Source organism: Janthinobacterium silvisoli (assembly GCF_014200725.1).
Lineage (GTDB): Bacteria > Pseudomonadota > Gammaproteobacteria > Burkholderiales > Burkholderiaceae_D > Janthinobacterium.
On the sequence record NZ_JACHCL010000002.1, the window covers coordinates 809299 to 825782 of the forward strand.

The 16484-nt window shown below is 61.8% G+C and carries 14 protein-coding genes; 5 read left to right on the forward strand and 9 right to left on the reverse strand.

Going from position 1 to position 16484, the window contains the following annotated elements:
• The first annotated feature begins 74 nt into the window (after positions 1-74).
• The 4 genes from malE to HDE75_RS13815 all read left to right on the forward strand — a co-directional run bounded on the left by malE (position 75) and on the right by HDE75_RS13815 (position 5227).
• Positions 75-1295, forward strand: coding sequence for a maltose/maltodextrin ABC transporter substrate-binding protein MalE (gene malE / locus HDE75_RS13800; protein ID WP_183677128.1), 1221 nt, complete (start codon positions 75-77; stop codon positions 1293-1295).
• 87 nt (positions 1296-1382) lie between these two features.
• Positions 1383-2894, forward strand: a complete 1512-nt coding sequence (malF, locus tag HDE75_RS13805) for a maltose ABC transporter permease MalF (RefSeq protein WP_183677127.1) — start codon at positions 1383-1385, stop codon at positions 2892-2894.
• A 10-nt stretch (positions 2895-2904) separates the two neighbouring features.
• A complete protein-coding gene (gene malG, locus HDE75_RS13810; protein ID WP_183677126.1) occupies positions 2905-3795 on the forward strand; it encodes a maltose ABC transporter permease MalG in 891 nt (296 codons plus the stop codon).
• Between the two features lie 145 nt (positions 3796-3940).
• A complete protein-coding gene (locus HDE75_RS13815; RefSeq protein ID WP_183677125.1) occupies positions 3941-5227 on the forward strand; it encodes an O-acetylhomoserine aminocarboxypropyltransferase/cysteine synthase family protein in 1287 nt (428 codons plus the stop codon).
• On the opposite strand, the gene HDE75_RS13820 is transcribed toward HDE75_RS13815, so the two are convergent.
• The gene (locus tag HDE75_RS13820; protein ID WP_183677124.1) at positions 5224-6033 is read right to left on the reverse strand and encodes an SDR family NAD(P)-dependent oxidoreductase; all 810 of its coding nucleotides are present in this window, start codon (positions 6031-6033) and stop codon (positions 5224-5226) included. The two genes, HDE75_RS13815 and HDE75_RS13820, sit on opposite strands and share 4 nt — an antisense overlap.
• Positions 6034-6153: 120 nt before the next feature.
• Between HDE75_RS13820 and HDE75_RS13825 the strand changes: the two genes are divergently transcribed.
• A complete protein-coding gene (locus HDE75_RS13825) occupies positions 6154-6711 on the forward strand; it encodes a TetR/AcrR family transcriptional regulator (protein ID WP_183677123.1) in 558 nt (185 codons plus the stop codon).
• On the opposite strand, the gene HDE75_RS13830 is transcribed toward HDE75_RS13825, so the two are convergent.
• The 8 genes from HDE75_RS13830 to HDE75_RS13865 all read right to left on the reverse strand — a co-directional run bounded on the left by HDE75_RS13830 (position 6701) and on the right by HDE75_RS13865 (position 16479).
• Positions 6701-7762, reverse strand: coding sequence for an AAA family ATPase (locus HDE75_RS13830; protein ID WP_183677122.1), 1062 nt, complete (start codon positions 7760-7762; stop codon positions 6701-6703). The genes HDE75_RS13825 and HDE75_RS13830 overlap by 11 nt on opposite strands.
• A complete protein-coding gene (locus HDE75_RS13835; protein ID WP_221291859.1) occupies positions 7759-9138 on the reverse strand; it encodes an AMP-binding protein in 1380 nt (459 codons plus the stop codon). The genes HDE75_RS13830 and HDE75_RS13835 overlap by 4 nt, the downstream gene beginning before the upstream one ends.
• Entirely contained in the window at positions 9123-9716 is a 594-nt protein-coding gene (locus HDE75_RS13840) for a hypothetical protein (protein WP_221291860.1), read from the reverse strand. The genes HDE75_RS13835 and HDE75_RS13840 overlap by 16 nt, the downstream gene beginning before the upstream one ends.
• Before the next feature lie 4 nt (positions 9717-9720).
• On the reverse strand, positions 9721-11490 hold the full coding sequence (locus tag HDE75_RS13845; RefSeq protein ID WP_183677121.1) for a vWA domain-containing protein: 1770 nt from the start codon (positions 11488-11490) through the stop codon (positions 9721-9723).
• Positions 11487-12458, reverse strand: a complete 972-nt coding sequence (locus tag HDE75_RS13850) for a hypothetical protein (protein WP_183677120.1) — start codon at positions 12456-12458, stop codon at positions 11487-11489. Before HDE75_RS13850 ends, HDE75_RS13845 begins: the two co-directional genes overlap by 4 nt.
• A 5-nt stretch (positions 12459-12463) precedes the next feature.
• Positions 12464-14044: an AAA family ATPase gene (locus HDE75_RS13855; RefSeq protein ID WP_183677119.1), complete on the reverse strand. Its 1581-nt coding sequence runs from the start codon at positions 14042-14044 to the stop codon at positions 12464-12466.
• A 96-nt stretch (positions 14045-14140) separates the two neighbouring features.
• Positions 14141-15292 (reverse strand): ABC transporter permease, encoded by a 1152-nt coding sequence (locus HDE75_RS13860; RefSeq protein ID WP_183677118.1) that lies wholly within the window; start codon positions 15290-15292, stop codon positions 14141-14143.
• Positions 15289-16479 (reverse strand): ABC transporter permease, encoded by a 1191-nt coding sequence (locus tag HDE75_RS13865; RefSeq protein ID WP_183677117.1) that lies wholly within the window; start codon positions 16477-16479, stop codon positions 15289-15291. Before HDE75_RS13865 ends, HDE75_RS13860 begins: the two co-directional genes overlap by 4 nt.
• Positions 16480-16484: the final 5 nt, after the last annotated feature.

A 16484-nucleotide genomic window follows, 5' to 3' on the forward strand; every position in this document is an offset into this window, starting at 1 on the left:
TACAGGCGCCGCCTGGCCTTGCTTCAACCATGCAGCCTAGACACACCATCATAAAAATATAACTGGAGATAAGCATGTCCTTACTGCACACGAAACGCAGCTTCATCAAAACCACCCTGATCGCCGCCGCCCTGGCCGGCATCGGCAACCTGGCATGCGCCAGCCTGGCGCAAGCGGCCGAGCCTGGCACCCTGCTGATCTGGATCAATGGCGACAAGGGTTATAAAGGCCTGGCCAAGGTCGGCGAAGAGTTCACCAAGAAGACTGGCATCAAGGTCGTGGTCGAGCACCCGGAAGATGCACCAAACAAATTCCAGCAGGCGGCAGCGGCCGGCAAGGGTCCGGACATCTGGATCTGGCCGCACGACCGCATCGGCGCCTGGATCGATGCCGGCTTGCTGCAACCGATTACACCGAGCAAGGAGGCGCGCAACGCCATCGTGCCGCTGGCCTGGAACGCCTTTACTGTGAGCGGCAAGACCTGGGGCTACCCGATCTCGATCGAAGCCGTCGCCCTGGTCTACAACAAGGACCTGGTGCCGGTGCCGCCGAAAACCTTCGAAGAAATCGCCGCACTCGATAAAAAACTTTCCGCCCAGGGCAAGAAAGCCATCCTGTGGGACTACACCAACACCTATTTCACCTGGCCGCTGATGGGCGCCGGCGGCGGCTTCCCGTTTGAAGTCAAGGGCGACGGCCGCTACGATGGCACGAAAACCGGCGTCAACAATGCGGGCGCCGTGGCCGGCGTAAACGCTCTCATGAGCCTGATCAACAGCGGCGCCATGCCCAAGGGCGCCGGCTACGCCGAAATGGAAGCAGGCTTTAACCAGGGCAAGATCGCCATGATGATCAACGGCCCATGGTCGTGGGACAATGCGCGCAAGTCGAAAATCAATTTCGGCGTGGCGACCATCCCTACCGTCGCCGGCAAGGCGGCCACGCCCTTCGTCGGCGTGCTGGGCGCGATGATTTCGAAAGCCAGCCCGAACAAGGACCTGGCCACGGAATTCCTGGAAAACCAGATGCTGCAAGTCAATGGCTTGAAAACCATCAATGCCGACGTCCCGCTGGGCACGCCGGCCAACAAGCAGCTGTTCGCGGAATTGAAAGCCAATCCGAATATCCAGGCCACCATGGAAAGCGCACAGGCGGGCCGCCCGATGCCGAACAACCCGGAAATGGGCCGTTTCTGGTCCTCCATGCAATCGGCGCTGGAAAACATCACGCAAGGCCGCCAGACAACCAAGGTCGGCCTGGATGCCGCAGCCAAGCGGATTACGACGGCGAATTAAGCACCAGGCTAAGCCCTGCGGGAACAGCATGCGCGTCCATGGCGCGCATGCCTCCGGCCCTTTCACCATCTTCACAGGTATCCCATCGTGCGCAAGTTTATCGGCCCTACCATATTGACCATCAGCATGGCGCTGGGTCTGTATCTGCTTTTCATGTTGTATATTTCCGGCCAGACCATGCTGGCCGCCATTTTCCTTGGCTTGCTGACCCTGACGACGTTTGTCTTCACCTCACCGCGCGCCTATGCCTACCGCTACCTGTTTCCCGGCATCACGGCGGTCATCGTCTTCGTGCTCTTGCCGATTGTCTACACGGTGTCGATCGGCTTTACCAATTTCAGCTCGCGCAACCTGCTCACCTACGAGCGCGCCACGCAATACCTGCTCGACGAAACGCAGCGCGTGGAAAGCAGCGGCTATAGCTTGACCGTCCATCCCGACAAGAATGAATACCGGCTGCGCCTGGAAAGCCCGGACACCGGTGAGGTGCTGCTGAGCGAGCCGCTGGCCCTGAAACGCGCCGTGCCGCTGACGGTGGAAATCGCGCCGGCCGACCCCGTGCAAGCGCCCGTGCTGGCCCCGGCGCTGCCCATCAAGGACATCATCGCCTTGCAAAAAGACTTGAAGCTGCTGACCTTGCTCATGCCCAACCGCATCGAGCTGCGCATGGTGGGCCTGCGCGAATTCGGCCCCGTGGCCCACGTCTACAAGCAACTGCCCGACAACAGCTTGAAAAAGATCGCCACCGGAGAGATCGTCAAGCCCAACCTCAAGACGGGCTTTTATGAAATGCCGGACGGCAGCAAGCTGGAGCCGGGCTTCAAGGTCAATATCGGCTTCGCCAACTTCGCCAAGATTTTCTCCGATGAAGCATTCCGTGGTCCTTTCCTGCGCATTTTTGTGTGGACCATCGTTTTTGCCGTGATCAGCGTGATCACCACCACCGGCCTGGGCATGGCGCTGGCCGTGCTGCTGAACTGGGACGCGCTGCGCTTCCGCGGCTTTTACCGCACCCTGCTGTTCCTGCCATATGCCGTGCCAGGCTTTATTTCCATCCTCGTCTTCAAGGGCCTGTTCAACAATAACTTTGGCGAGATCAACCTGGTGCTGAACGCCTTGTTCGGCATCAAGCCTGCCTGGTTTTCCGACACCACCCTGGCCAAGGCCATGATTTTGATCGTCAATACCTGGCTAGGTTATCCCTACATGATGGTGGTCTGCATGGGCCTGATCAAGGCGATTCCATCGGACTTGTACGAAGCGTCGGCCCTGGCCGGCGCCGGGCCGCTGACGAATTTCTTCAAGATCACCCTGCCCCTGATCATCAAGCCGCTGACGCCCTTGATGGTGGCCAGCCTGGGCTTCAATTTCAATAACTTCGTGCTGATCAGCTTGCTGACGGGCGGGCGGCCCGACTTCCTCGATACCACTCTGCCGGCCGGCACCACCGACTTGCTGGTGTCCTACACCTACCGTATCGCGTTCGAGGATTCCGGCCAGAACTTTGGCCTGGCTGCCGCCATCTCGACCCTGATCTTCTTCCTCGTGGCCGCGATTTCGCTGGTCAATATGCGCCTGACGCGCATGAACAAAGCATAAAGGACTGGCCATGGCTATCGTTGTCGACCGTTCCAACCGCTGGCGCATCCTGGCGGCCCATGCCGCCGTGATCGCGCTGATCGCGCTGGTGATGTTTCCCTTCCTGATGATCTTGTCGATCTCTCTGCGCCCCGGCAATTTCGCCACCGGCAGCCTGATACCGCCCGAGATCAGTTTCGAGCACTGGCGCCTGGCGCTGGGCATGTCCTACCAGGCGCCCAACGGCGCCCTGGTCGAACCGGATTTCCCGGTGCTGCTGTGGCTATGGAATTCCATCAAGGTGGCCACCATGAGCGCGTCGATTACGGTGCTGCTGTCGACCACCTGCGCCTATGCGTTTGCGCGCATGCAGTTCCGCTTCAAGTCGCAAACCCTGGGCGCGCTGATGCTGCTGCAGATGTTCCCCGCCGTGCTGGCCCTGGTCGCCATATACGCCATCTTTGACTTGCTGGGCAGCTATGTGCCATGGCTGGGCATCGATCACCACGGCAGCCTGGTGCTGGCCTACACGGGCGGCATCGCGCTGCATATCTGGACCATCAAGGGCTATTATCAAACCATCCCCATCGAGATCGAAGAAGCGGCCAAGGTCGACGGCGCCACCCAGTGGCAAGCGTTTGTCTACGTGCTGCTGCCGATGACGGTACCGATCTTGATGGTGGTGTTTTTGCTGTCCTTTATCGGCGCCATCATCGAATACCCGATCGCGTCCGTGCTGCTGCATGAACAGAAGCAGCTGACCCTGGCCGTCGGCTCCAAGCTGTTCCTGTACGAGCAAAAATACCTGTGGGGCGACTTTGCGGCAGCCGCCATCCTGTCCGGCCTGCCGATCACGGCGGTGTTCCTGCTGGCGCAAAAATGGATGATCTCGGGCTTGACGGCAGGCGGGGTGAAAGGCTGACAGAGCATATGCCAGGCATGCACAAGCTTATGACTTAAAATTCTATCAAGCATGGCAATTTGGCAAGTGGCTCATGGCACAATGGCTGCGCAGCTTCACCGGACCACTGATGGTCCACACGCAGACCATAGAAAACGGAGACACAATGAGAATTGAAACCCTGGCCGTGCATGCCGGCTACAGCCCCGATCCGACTACCAAGGCGGCCGCCGTCCCGATTTATCAGACGGTGGCCTACGCCTTCGACAATGCCCAGCATGGCGCCGACCTGTTCGACCTGAAGGTGGCTGGCAATATCTATACGCGCATCATGAATCCCACCCAGGATGTGCTGGAAAAAAGAGTCGCGGCGCTCGAAGGCGGCGTGGCCGCGCTGGCCGTCGCCTCGGGCATGGCGGCCATTACCTACGCGATCCAGACCATCGCCGAAGCGGGCGACAATTTCATCTCCGCCAGCCAGCTGTACGGCGGCACCTACAATCTGTTTGCGCATACCCTGCCGCAGATCGGAATCGAGGTGCGCTTCGCCGATGCGCGCCAGCCCGAGACCTTCGCCGCCCTGATCGATGGACGCACCAAGGCCATCTTTTGCGAATCGATCGGCAACCCGCTGGGCAATGTGACGGACGTGGCCAGGCTGGCTGAAATCGCGCACGCGCACGGCATCCCGCTGATCGTCGACAACACGGTGCCCAGTCCTTATCTGTTCCGCCCGATCGAACACGGCGCCGATATCGTGGTGCACTCGCTGACCAAATACCTGGGCGGCCATGGCACCACCGTGGGCGGCGCCATCGTCGACAGCGGCAAATTTCCGTGGGCCGAACACAAGCAGCGCTTCAAGCGCTTGAACGAGCCGGATGTGTCGTATCACGGCGTGGTGTACACGGAAGCGTTTGGCCCGGCCGCCTTCATCGGCCGCGCGCGCGTGGTCCCGTTGCGCAATATGGGCGCGGCCATCTCGCCGCTGTCCGCCTTCCAGCTGCTGCAGGGTATAGAAACCCTGGCGCTGCGCATGGACCGCATCTGCGACAACACCCTGGCCCTGGCCAAACACCTGAAAAACCATCCGAAAGTCGCATGGGTCAACTACGCGAGCCTGGAAGACCACCCGGACCATGCGCTGGTGAAGAAATACCTGAACGGCCGCGCCTCGGGCATCCTGTCGTTCGGCCTGAAGCTGCAGAGTGATGAAGACCCACGCGCCGCTGGCGCCCGCGTGCTCGACGCCCTGCAACTGTTCACGCGCCTGGTCAATATCGGCGACGCCAAATCGCTGGCCACCCACCCGGCGTCCACCACGCACCGCCAGCTCAATGCCGAAGAACTGGCCAAGGCCGGCGTCTCCGAAGACATGCTGCGCCTGTCCGTCGGCATCGAGCATATCGATGATTTGCGCGAAGACCTGGAGCAGGCGCTCAGCGCTGCTTAAGTGCTTGATTTCACGTTGTAACGCGATGCTGGCTTGCCACTACGGGCGCCAGCAAACAGGGCCAGGCGGGCGCTGTCAAACTGTTCCCACAATGCCTGGTCTTGCACCGAAGGCAAGGTCACCAGTTCGCCCTGGTCCAATCCCGCCAGCGCCGCATCGACGCAGTCTTCCGCGCTCATCACGGTGGCATGGTCCAGTTGCGCCAGCGGCACGCCGCTCAAATCCCAGATTTCGGTTGCCGTCGAGGCAGGCAGCACCAATTGCACGACGATGCCCGTGCCAGCCAATTCCTGCTGCAAGCCGCGCGTGAAATTCATCACATAACCCTTGGTGCCGCTATAAACCGTGCTGATCGGCAAGACGTGGAAAGACAGCACGGAGCCGATATTGATGATGGTGCCGTGATTGCGCTGCTTGAATTGCGGCAGCACGGCGTGCGTCAGCTCCGTCAGCGCAGTGACATTGACCTTGTCCATGGCGTCGACCTTGTCCTTGGCCGTGTCCAGCACGGGCGCCAGGGTCGATGCGCCGGCGTTATTGACCAGCATGGTGATCGCGGGATTGGTTTCCAGCTCCTTCGCTACGCGCAACACATCGGCCGGCACCGACAAATCGGCGGCGATGGCCCGCACGGCAACGCCATATTTTTCTGCCAGCGACTTGGCCAGCACGCCCAGGCGCTCGACACGGCGCGCCACCAGGATCAAATCGTAGCCACGGCTGGCCAGGCGGTCTGCATAGACGGCGCCCAAACCGGACGAAGCACCCGTGACGAGGGCCGTACCAAGTGTATTGACTGAACTCATGATCATTCCTTTGAAAGTTGCGATAAAATTAAACATGATACTCATCATGCTTAATATCGCAAGCATGACGCACATAATGTATGATGTCAACAGAAATCATGTCATTACCGGGAGGACGATATGCGATATCCAGCAGCCGAAACGGCCGAAAAACACCAGCGCATCCTGACGCAGGCGGCGCGTCTGTTCCGCGAAAAAGGCTTTGACGGCGTCAGCGTCGGGGAAATCATGAAGGCGACGGGCTTGACCCACGGCCCTTTCTATAACCACTTCGCCTCAAAAGAAGCGCTGATGGCGGAAAGCACCCTGCACGGCTCTGCCCATTCGCGCGAAGGACTGGCTGCAGCCACGGCCAGCCCGGAAGCGATGCGCGACTATGTGCGCCAGTATGTCAGCACCGAGCACCGCGATGGTCCCGGCGACGGCTGCATGCTGGCCGCCCTGGCTGGCGAAGTGCGCAACCAGCCGGCAGTGCGCCCCGCGTTCACCTTTCACCTGAAAAGCATCATCGGCAAGTTCACCACGCATTTTCCGTGGAAGAAAAAAGGCCATCCCCGGCAAGACGCCATCGTCATGATGTCGGCCATGGTGGGTGCGGTGGCGCTGGCGCGCGCGGTCGATGACGAAGCTTTTTCAGAAGAGATACTGGCGGCCGTCAGGACCGCGTTTACAGAGTAGCCGGCAGCAATCGGGCCACCTGCCCTACCCTGTTTTCGACCGTACCGCCCACTTCAACATAGGCAATGCCGCGCCGTTCCAGCTCGGCCCGGTACCAGGCATGCTGGCGTTGGCGGAAGCCGTCGTCGCGACGCGTGCCATCCTGGATAAACGGGAAGTCGGGGGCGCACAGCAGCACCAGCTCATAGCGATCGCCTGCCGCTTCGGCCAGGTCGGCCAGCTCCGCTTCCGTCTTGCCAAACATCTCGATGCAATAAAAATACGTGGTCAGCGGCGAAGTGTCGCAAAACAGCCAGCGCCGCGCCTCGCGGGCGGCTGCTGCTTCGCGCCGCAGCTGCTCGCCGCCTATCTTCAGCAAGTCGTCGTAGGCCAGTTCTCCCTCCTGCTGTTCCCACAGTTCGCGGCCATATTCAGCCACCCATTCTGTCTCGAAATGCCGGGCCAGGGCAGCAGCCAGTGTCGTCTTGCCGCTCGACTCACCGCCCAGCAGACACACCCTCTGCACAAAACTGGCATACACAAGCGGCGACAGGAATGCGCTATGGGCATGCGGGTCTTGCCTTACCTGCGTCCCTGACACGGGCACAATGTTCCTGGCCTGGTCCACGCTGACATGGGCCACCTCGCCAAGCGCATAATGCTCGCCCAGCACACGGGCAAAACCGGGGCCGTAGTCTTCGCTGGTAAAGACCGCGTCGACGGGTTTATCGAGCACCTCCCAGCACAGCCAGCCCATGAAGTGGCGGTGTACATCGCCGTCTTCATCGTTATGCGGCAGCCGGCGAGGCGCAATGCCGCGCGCGGCGCACAGCCGGGCCAGCCGTTCGTCATCGAGCACGACAACCGTCGCTTGCGGAAACTGCGCCTGCAGCCAGCCCTCCCTGCGCGCCGGTTCGTAACCGGGGAATTCCGGCTTGGTATAACTGACGACCAGCAGTGCTGCACACGCCGCTTGCGCGCGCCGTATCAGCAATTCATGGCCCAGGTGCAGAGGGCAGAATTTGCCGACCACCAGGCCACGTTTATATTGAGTTGATCCTGCTCTGGTCATGCGTAAGCGTCCTGCAAATCCGAGGTGTATTGAATGATCTTGTCTTCCGCCAGCAAGACTTCAACGGTGATGGGGCCGAAAAAAGGCGCCAGCAAAGCGCGCGCGTGGCCGGCTTGCGGCATGGCGCCCGGCGACAAGCGCAGTTCGACGGCACCGTCGGCGTACTGATGTACGCCAAACAGGGCGATGGCCAGCGGTTTCAGGGCATGCGTGATATCGATGTTATTGATCCAATCGCTTGTGCTGGTCCGGTAGCGCAGCGGACTGCGTCCAGCCAGGCCCACCAGCACAGGGCCGTGCGGCCCGTGGGCCAGCGAGGCGTAATCGCCGGTGCGGTAGCGCACCAGCGGCAAGCAAAAGTTAAAGCCGCCCGTGACCGTGATTTCACCGCGTTCACCATCGGGCACAGGCCGGCCATCGGCGTCGAGGATTTCCACGTACAGCCGGTGCTGCAGCAGTACATGGCCGCCCGCCTGCTCGTCAAAGACAGCCACCGGCCCCACTTCATTGAGCGAATAGATATCGAGCACGGGGCAGCCAAACCGTTCTTCGAGACGCTTGCGCATGCCAGGCAAGAGCATCATCGAGACGGACAGCAGCGCGGCCGGCTGGTGCGTCATCGGCAGGGTCAATAGCTCGGCAAACGAAATCGGGTCGCCCGCGATCATCTCCGGCGCCATGGCGTCCAGATAGCGCGCACGGTCGTCAGGGTGGCGCCAGTCGTCCACGTGCAGGTTGATCTTCGCCAGGCCAGACTCCCCCATCGTGGGCGTGACGGAGACATAGGTAAAGCAGCGGCGCTGGTGGCCCAGCAGCATCACGCCCACCTGGCCCGCGCCATGGCGCAGGGTGATGCCGAAGCGCTGCAAGGCCCGCTTGTGGTAAGCCAGGTAGCGCCCCGCCACCAGCGGGTGAGAGGCGATCAGCAGCGGGTGGCCGGTAGTGCCGGTAGTCTGGAAGTTGATCATGCGCGCCAGGTCCACATTGTCCGGCACGAAGGCGGCAATATCGTGCGCCAGCTCGGCGCGGCTGATCGGCGCCACATCAAGCAGGCGCGCAGGCGGCGAGCCGCAAGCCTGATAATACGGCACCGTGGCATAGGTCCGGGCGATAAAAGCAGGCAGCCACGCTGGTGGCGCCTCCAAGTTCCAGACTATCGCCGCGTCCATCACCTCGCGCTCGTACTCGCGCAAGGCTTGCACTTCATCGGCCAGCAGCTTGTTGCCGCTGCGGTTGCGGTACATCGGCGCCGACGGATGGCCGCGCAACCGTGCCAGCATCTGCACGCCTGCTTGCGTCAGGGTCGGGCAGTAATCGCGGTCTAATTCCCATGCGCCGACCGGCAAATTCCATTCCCCGCTCATTCGCGCGACCATTTGTCGGCCGATTCCTCGGCCGCCTTTTTCGCCAGCGCTTCGCGTATCCCGCGTGCACGCTGCTCGGCCAGGCGGCTCGCTTCGAGCAGCCGACGCCGCTCGCTGCCGCTGATGGCGGACAATCTATCCGTCGCCTGGGCCAGGCTTTCATCGCGCGGCCGAAAACCCAGGCGCGCCAGCACGATGCGGGCCAGTTCTTCGCGCCGCTCCGGGTCTTGCGTGTACTGGTGGGCTGGCGTAGCCGCCGCCAGTTCGCGCACTGCCTCACCCAGCACTTGCAGCAAGGCAGGCTGCTCAAGCCGCTGCGCGATAAACCACTCGCCGGCCAGCAGCCAGCACACGATCATGGCCAGCGCCAGCCGGTTGCGGTCGACCTTCACCTGCGCGCCCAGGAAACCCTGCAGGGAAGCCGCAGGCGCGCGGGCACCATGCAATAGCAGAATGTCGTTGACCAGCGCGGCCACGGACACCGCCTGCGCGTTGACTACGCCGGCAATGCGCGGCTCGGCCAGGAACTCGACGGGGGTGTCGGCCAGGCGATGGGTCAGGGTTTCGAGGTGGGGACCGGGAGTCTGCATAATCTCATCTTACATAATGCCGCTGGCTAAAGGCCCGCGCAAATTCCAGCAAATCTTCAAAGCGCTCGACGGCGTGGATGTCCCAGCCCTGTTCGCGGCGCGCGCGCTTCAAGTCATCGTAGATCTTTTGCATCCACTGATGCCCACCTGCGCCGTCCCAGTCGCGCGCCAGGTTCAGCGCCATGGTGCCGCCAGCGCCGCCCTTTTCCAGCGCCTTCGCTGCGATATCCCAGCCACTGTTCCCCTGTTCATCGTCGTCGAACATGGTGGCGATGCCATCGTCGGAGATCATCAGGATATGCGCGGGCCGTTCGCGACGGGCAGTATAGGTCTGGCGCAGGCAGTGAATAGGAAAGCAGGTAGCACCGCCGAAAAAACCCGTCAGCACGCCCAGGATCGCATCTTCGTCGCGCACGAAACCCGGCGTTTGCAGTACTTCGCGCTTGCCACTCCACAGGGTCACTTGAACGCGGGCGCCGGCACGCAGGGCCGATAAGGCGATCACGGCGCCGGCCAGGGTCAAAAATGAGGTGTGCTGCTGCGGGTTCGGCATGGAGCCCGAACTGTCCACGTACATATCCAGGTCGATGGGCATGGCGTCCACCGCGCGCGCCGGTTCGCGCCCGTAGACGCGGCGCACAGTCGTCACGCCGGGGATGGGGCGCGGCGACAGCATCAGCGATTGCAGCCAGTCGATTTCATCGATCGGATCACCGATATCCCACGCCTCCAATCCTTCCATCTGCGGCTCCGGCGATTCGGGTGCGGGGCGCGTGGGGAAGGCCACCAGATGCGGCAAAGCGCGCTCGCGGTAATAGCGGATGGCGATTTCATGGTCGCTCAGATGCACGCCCGAAGCCTTCAGGATCTCGCCCAGCTCGAACGGTTCGCGCAACTGTCCACCGCCAGTTTTAGCTGGCGCATCAGGGGCTGGCTGTTCATTATCCAGCCCTGAAATGCGCCGGTCGTGCACGGGATGGATGGCGCCGCCCTCTTCGTCATCTTCGATCTGCTGCGCGCCATAGGTCTGGCAGCCACGGGCCGCGTCGCGCGTGTCGTGCAAGTAGCCGCCAGGGTGCAAGGCATCCGCATTGTCAATCCCATCGTCCACCAGATACGGCAGCAACAAGGTGGCGAAGCGGCCTGCCGCCAGCATCCAGTCATTCGCATACACGCGTATCAGGCGCGCGCCCAGCCAGGCATCCGTTTTCAGGCGCTCGTCATCGCTGGCGCCGCCCAGTTCGCCCTTTTCCAGTTGCCACAACTGTTCATAGATGCGCATGTACAGCGTCCATACGCCGCTGCTCTTCTCGGTTTCTTCCCTGTTTTTCTCCAGCTTGCGGTAGATATCGGCCATGCGCAATTTCGCCTGGCGCTGCAGCCGGTCATTGATAAACAAATCCGTGTACAGATTGGCCACCATGGGCGCATGGTGTTCCAGGGTCGGCAAGGCTCGGCGCATACGGGCCAGCAGGCGGAACTGGTCGCTGGCACTGCCCGGCGCCAGGATATGGTGGCCGATTTCATGGGCGAGAATTTCCACGGCATAGTCGTCCAGCCCCAGCTTGCTCACCAGCGGCAAGTCCACCACCACGCTCTGGTCCAGCAGACGTATCATGGCAAAGCTGCCGGACAAGCCCTGCTTGCTCGCCTCGACATGGCTGGCGCACAGGCTGGGATCGCGCAAGCGCGTAAATTTGCTCCACACAGCCAGCGCTTGCGGCCAGGCGGCGCGCCAGTTGTCTATCAAGGTAGTGTCGGCCAGCGTCTTCATGCCAGCGGCAGCAGGCGGATCGCATGCGTGTACGGTGATGTGATGGCCACGGTATGCTCATTGGCAGCCAGCGCGATGTCAGCGGGTGGCAAGTCAAGCGCTATGCTACGGGAGCCTATATGCAGGGTCGCGCCATCGAGGCGCACCGACGCTGGCAGCTGCGCAGACGCCTGCGCATATTCCTCTGGCGTGGCGCCATGCAGCACGGCGCCACAGGCATCAGCCACCAGCAGATAATGGCGCTCGCCGCTCGACACGATAAAACCGTGCTGCGTGGCGCGCAGTTGCGGCGGCGTGGCAAAGTCGCCGCCGAGGCCCGTAAAGGCGCCGAATTCCCTGCCCTGCACATTGCCGCGCCACGGATTTTCCAATAATTGTGTACGCAACTGCGGCCAGTCTGCGCATGGCTCGCCCAAGGCAACCAGGGCCAGCACAGGCGGCAAGCTATCGGCCGCGGCGATGGCTCCCAGGCGGAAATGCGCGATACCAGCCCGCCAAGCCAATATTTGCCCCACCGCGCGCAGCTCGGCCACGCTGGCAAGCTGCGGTGCGATGGCGGCCATCTCGTGACACCACTGCGCGGGCCGCGCACCGGTCACGCCACTCAGGTGGATGGCGGCGTTGCTGAGCATGCCCAGCACGGGCACCGGCGCGCTAGAGAGCAGCGGCGCAAAGCATGGCGCCAGTTCGCGCCAGAAGGTGTTCAGGAAAGGATTTTTTGCCGATGGCCCGGCCAGGCCATGCGCCACCAGTTCCAAAGCCATGTCGTAGGCGGCCAGAGTAAAACCGCCTGCCCGTTCGGGCGCCACCGCTGCCACGGCCACGACTAATGGGTCGAGGCCATCGTGCAGAAAGGCGCTGAACTGCTGCATGTCGAGCGCAGGAAAACGCCGGCGCGCATCAAGCGCACGCAGGTTGAACTGCGCTCGGCCACTGGCCAGGAGGGAGGCGAAGACAGAAGAAATCATCTGGCTTACTGGGAGCGCAGCCAGCTGCGGTAATTGGTATAGCGCTGGTGCAGATACTTGAGTTTCAGCAGGTCGTCATACAGGGGGCCGTACAGCTTGCGCCCCCTGGTACGCTCGCCGATCAGCTTTTCAATGCGGTTCAAACGGGCCAGGGTTTCGCGCTCGCTGAGACCATCGAGGCCCTGGTCGAATTCAGCGGACAGCAGGCCGACCGGGTCGTCGCGGTCCAGGTCAAGGCGGTTGAATTCATCGTTCGACAAATCGAACAAGCGGCGCAGCCAGCCCAGCCTGTCGCTGCGGTAAGCGGCATTTTCAGGCAGCGCAAAAAATGGCGCATCCGGGTCTGGCTGCAGCTTGTTATGCAACACAAAAGGCAGTACCTGGCGCAAGTCTTCCAGCTCCACTTCGCCATTGCCCCGGAAGTAAGCCATGGCCTTGGCATAGATCAGCAGCGCCATCAGGGTACGCACCGAAATGCCGTTGAGGGTCTGGCAGCCCAGGTCTTTCAGGCGGTCGCGCCCATTGTCGGCCGCCTGCGCGGCGCCACGGTCGGCGCCAGACAAACGGGCTGTATCCTTGGTCATGTATTCGAACTGGCCGCCTGCCGTTTCGAACAGCTCGAACTGGCTGGCGAAAAACTCCAGCCGGCGGCGCACCGCATCGGGTACGGCTACCTGGCGGATTGCCTCGCCTATCTGGTCTACCTCGGTCTCCGTGAAGATGATCTCGGGCGGCACCAGTTCTTCGGGGCGCAGGTTTTCTTCCACCCGCAGTAGCAACTCGTTCAGAAAGCGCGGGTTGAAGGCCAAGGCTTGCACCGTGACGTCCACCCTGTCGCGCAGCGCTTCGATCACTTGATAGGTGCCGCCTCCCTGGTCATCATTGGCCGTCAGATACCAGGCCGCCTCGGGGCATTCGTAGATATGATTGAGCACTTCTGCGTAATTGTCGCCCATCACGGTCAGCAGCGCGCTTTGCGTGCGCGTGGGGATGCGGTTGTATTCATCGACGATCTTCACGCGCATGCCCAGCCAGCTACGCCAGGCGATACGGATATCGTCCATGCTTTGCGCGTTGACCATATCAAACGGCAGCGGATTGCCCAGCAAGTCTGCCACCGTCATTTGCGGATGGCCGTGCTGCATGGCGCGTTTCACTTCTTTGACGGACGAACCAGCCAGCACGCCCATCAAGAGCGCGCTGGCCGTCTTGCCGCGCCCCGGTCCGCCGACAAACAGGCATTTGCGGCGCGTGGCAAACGTCAGCAAAGGGAGCAGGATAAAACTGGAGTAGCTTTGCGCCGACGGCAAATTCAGGGTACGCCGGCTGTCGCCCACGGAATAGGTTTGCGACGGCCCATCGTTGTACTCGATGTCGTAATGGGGACTGATGATGGCGTGGTTGACGATCCAGAAATATGCCTGGCGCAGCTTTTCATCAAACGGCCGCGCGGCGCTATCGCCCTCGTCTCCCAGCCCGATCGGGCCCTGGTACAGGTCTGCCACATCGAACTGCCGCGCGGCCGGCGCCGCCTTGGGTTTGGTGGGGGCTTGGGACAGGCGCTGGAACAGATTGAAGGGAGGCATGGTTTGTTTGCTTAATATGGGAGCGATCACGGCTTCAAGGCCGGGGTCAGACCCGACGGGTCTGACCCCACTCGAAATTATTGCATACCGTCTATGTTAGGCCTTGTTCAAATCGACCACTGGCGTATCCACCTTCCGCCAGCGCCACCAGCCCAGCGCCAGACAAGCAATCAGCAAGCCCAGCAAGCCCGCCACTTCATGGCGGATTTCATATAAGGAGGCGCCCAACTGGTTCAGGGCGATAAAACCCTGGATGCCGGCCGTCGAGGGTAGCAGCCAGCGCAGCCACTGCAGCACGAGCGGCATCGACGACACGGGCCAGGTCAGGCCAGCCAGGAACAAGATCGGCATCGAAGTAGCGATCAGTAGCTGCGTGCCCCGCTCGCGCGTGCGGAACAGCAAACCCAGCAGCATGCCGAAGGCTGCTACGGCCAGCGAAAACAAGATCAGCAGCAACAGCAAGCCGCCAAAGTTACCGCCGCGCGGGTAATCCTGGAACCAGAACACAAAACCAAAGAAATAGCAGCAATTAAGCAAGGCCACCGAGGCAAACGCCAGCAGCATGCCCAGGTAACCACCTGCCGTGCGCGGCCCTGCCAGCGGAAAATTCTTGCGCTGATACCAGGTGCCGAACAGCATGGTCATGCCGATCAGCAAGGTCTGCTGCACGATCAGGGTCGCCACGCCGGGCACGACATAAGCGCCATAGCCTTCCGTCACATTGAACAGGGGCACGGCTTCGAAAGCAATCGGCGAGCGCTGCTGGCCCGCCTGGATGGTGGACGGCGTGGCCGCGCCCAGGCGTTTCAACTCGATGCCGGCCGACACCGTGCCCACCACTTCGGCCAGTCCATTCAAGGCGGCTTTGTTCAGCATCAAGTACAAGCCATTGCCCGCCACCTGGGCATGCGCGGCGCGGCCGGCCAGCACATCGGTCTGCAAGCCTTCGGGAATGATCAGTACGCCCATCACCTGATTGCTCCACAACAAATCCTGCGCCACGGGCAGCTCGGGCGTGACGGCCACCACTTGCAAGGAAGGATGGGCCATGGCAAAACGCGTCAGCTGGCGCGACATGGCGCTGCGGTCCTGGTCCACCACGGCCACAGGCACGCGCTGGACGATTTCCTTGCTGTAGGGCAGCGGATAAAAAAAGGAATACAGCACGCCGCCCACGAACAGCAGGGTCAAAGCGCCCTTGTCCGTCAGCATGGCGCGCCAGGTGGCAAGAAAAGCGCTCCACATCATGTGCGCCCCCAGGCAGCGGGCGCGTTGGCGCGGCGCGATAGAAAAAACAGGCCCAAGGCGCCACAGACGATGGCAAATGCGGCAAGTATCAGCATTTCCTTCAGACCATAAGACCACGGCGCACCGGCCAGCCAGTATTTGGTTTGCAACTGCAAATAATGCGTGAGCGGCAAGGCTTCGGCCCAGCCGCGCGCCAGCGGCGGCATGGCCATCAGGGGAAACGCCTGGCCGGCAAACGCGAAAGCCGGGGCGGTAATAAAGGCGGCGCCCGACAGCGACAGCCGCAAGGACAAGGTGGCGGCTATCAGCAGCAAGGCCAGGCCGCAATACGCCAGCACCAGCAAGAGCATGCTCAACAGCAGTCCCACCAGGCTGCCCGCCACCGCCCAGTCGCGCACCAGGCTAAAGAACAGCAAGTACAGCAGCGCCAGCGCGCTGTAGGCAATCAAGGGAAACAGCAGTTTGGCGGCCACGGCGCGCAGCCAGCTACCCTGGGCCGAAGCTAGCCACAAAGGCACCGTGCCGTCGCGCAACTCGCGGCCTATGGCCGTGACAACGGCGATGACGATAAAGATTTGCAGCATGGACGGCATCAGCGCCAGCGTCAAAAACGCTTCATAGCTGATGTTTTCGTTATACAAGCTATTTAATTGCGTGCGTACCGGTTCGAACTGGGCGGCAGCCTGGATGGTGGACATACCCTGCTTGGCCCGCGCCGTCATCTCTATGCCTGCCGACAAGGTGGTCGTCACCGTGCGCACATCGCGCGACAAGGCGCCCGCATGCGAAGAAAACTGTGCGTTGTACAGCCATTGCACGGTGGCTTGCCGCCCACCCAGCAACTGCTTTTCAAAGTCATCGGGAATCACCAGATAACCGAATACGGTGCGTTCGCGCAATAGCTGCAATGCCTGATCGCTCGCTTGCACTTGCTCGTGAACCTGGATGCCGGGAGACGCATCGAGCCAGCGCGTCAGCTGGCGCGACAGGGTGGAATTGTCCTTGTCGATCACGGCGATCGGCAAGTCGCGCGCGATGCCTGCGGAAAAGATCAGCCACAAGATGCCACACAGCAGCACGGGTATCCAGCTGAGCATGCCCAGATCCCAGAAGTCGGCCCGCAGCCGCGCCCACTCGCGCCCGAAAACGCTGGGCGTCTGCTGCTGCGCTTGTGCTGTTTCAGTCATGAAAT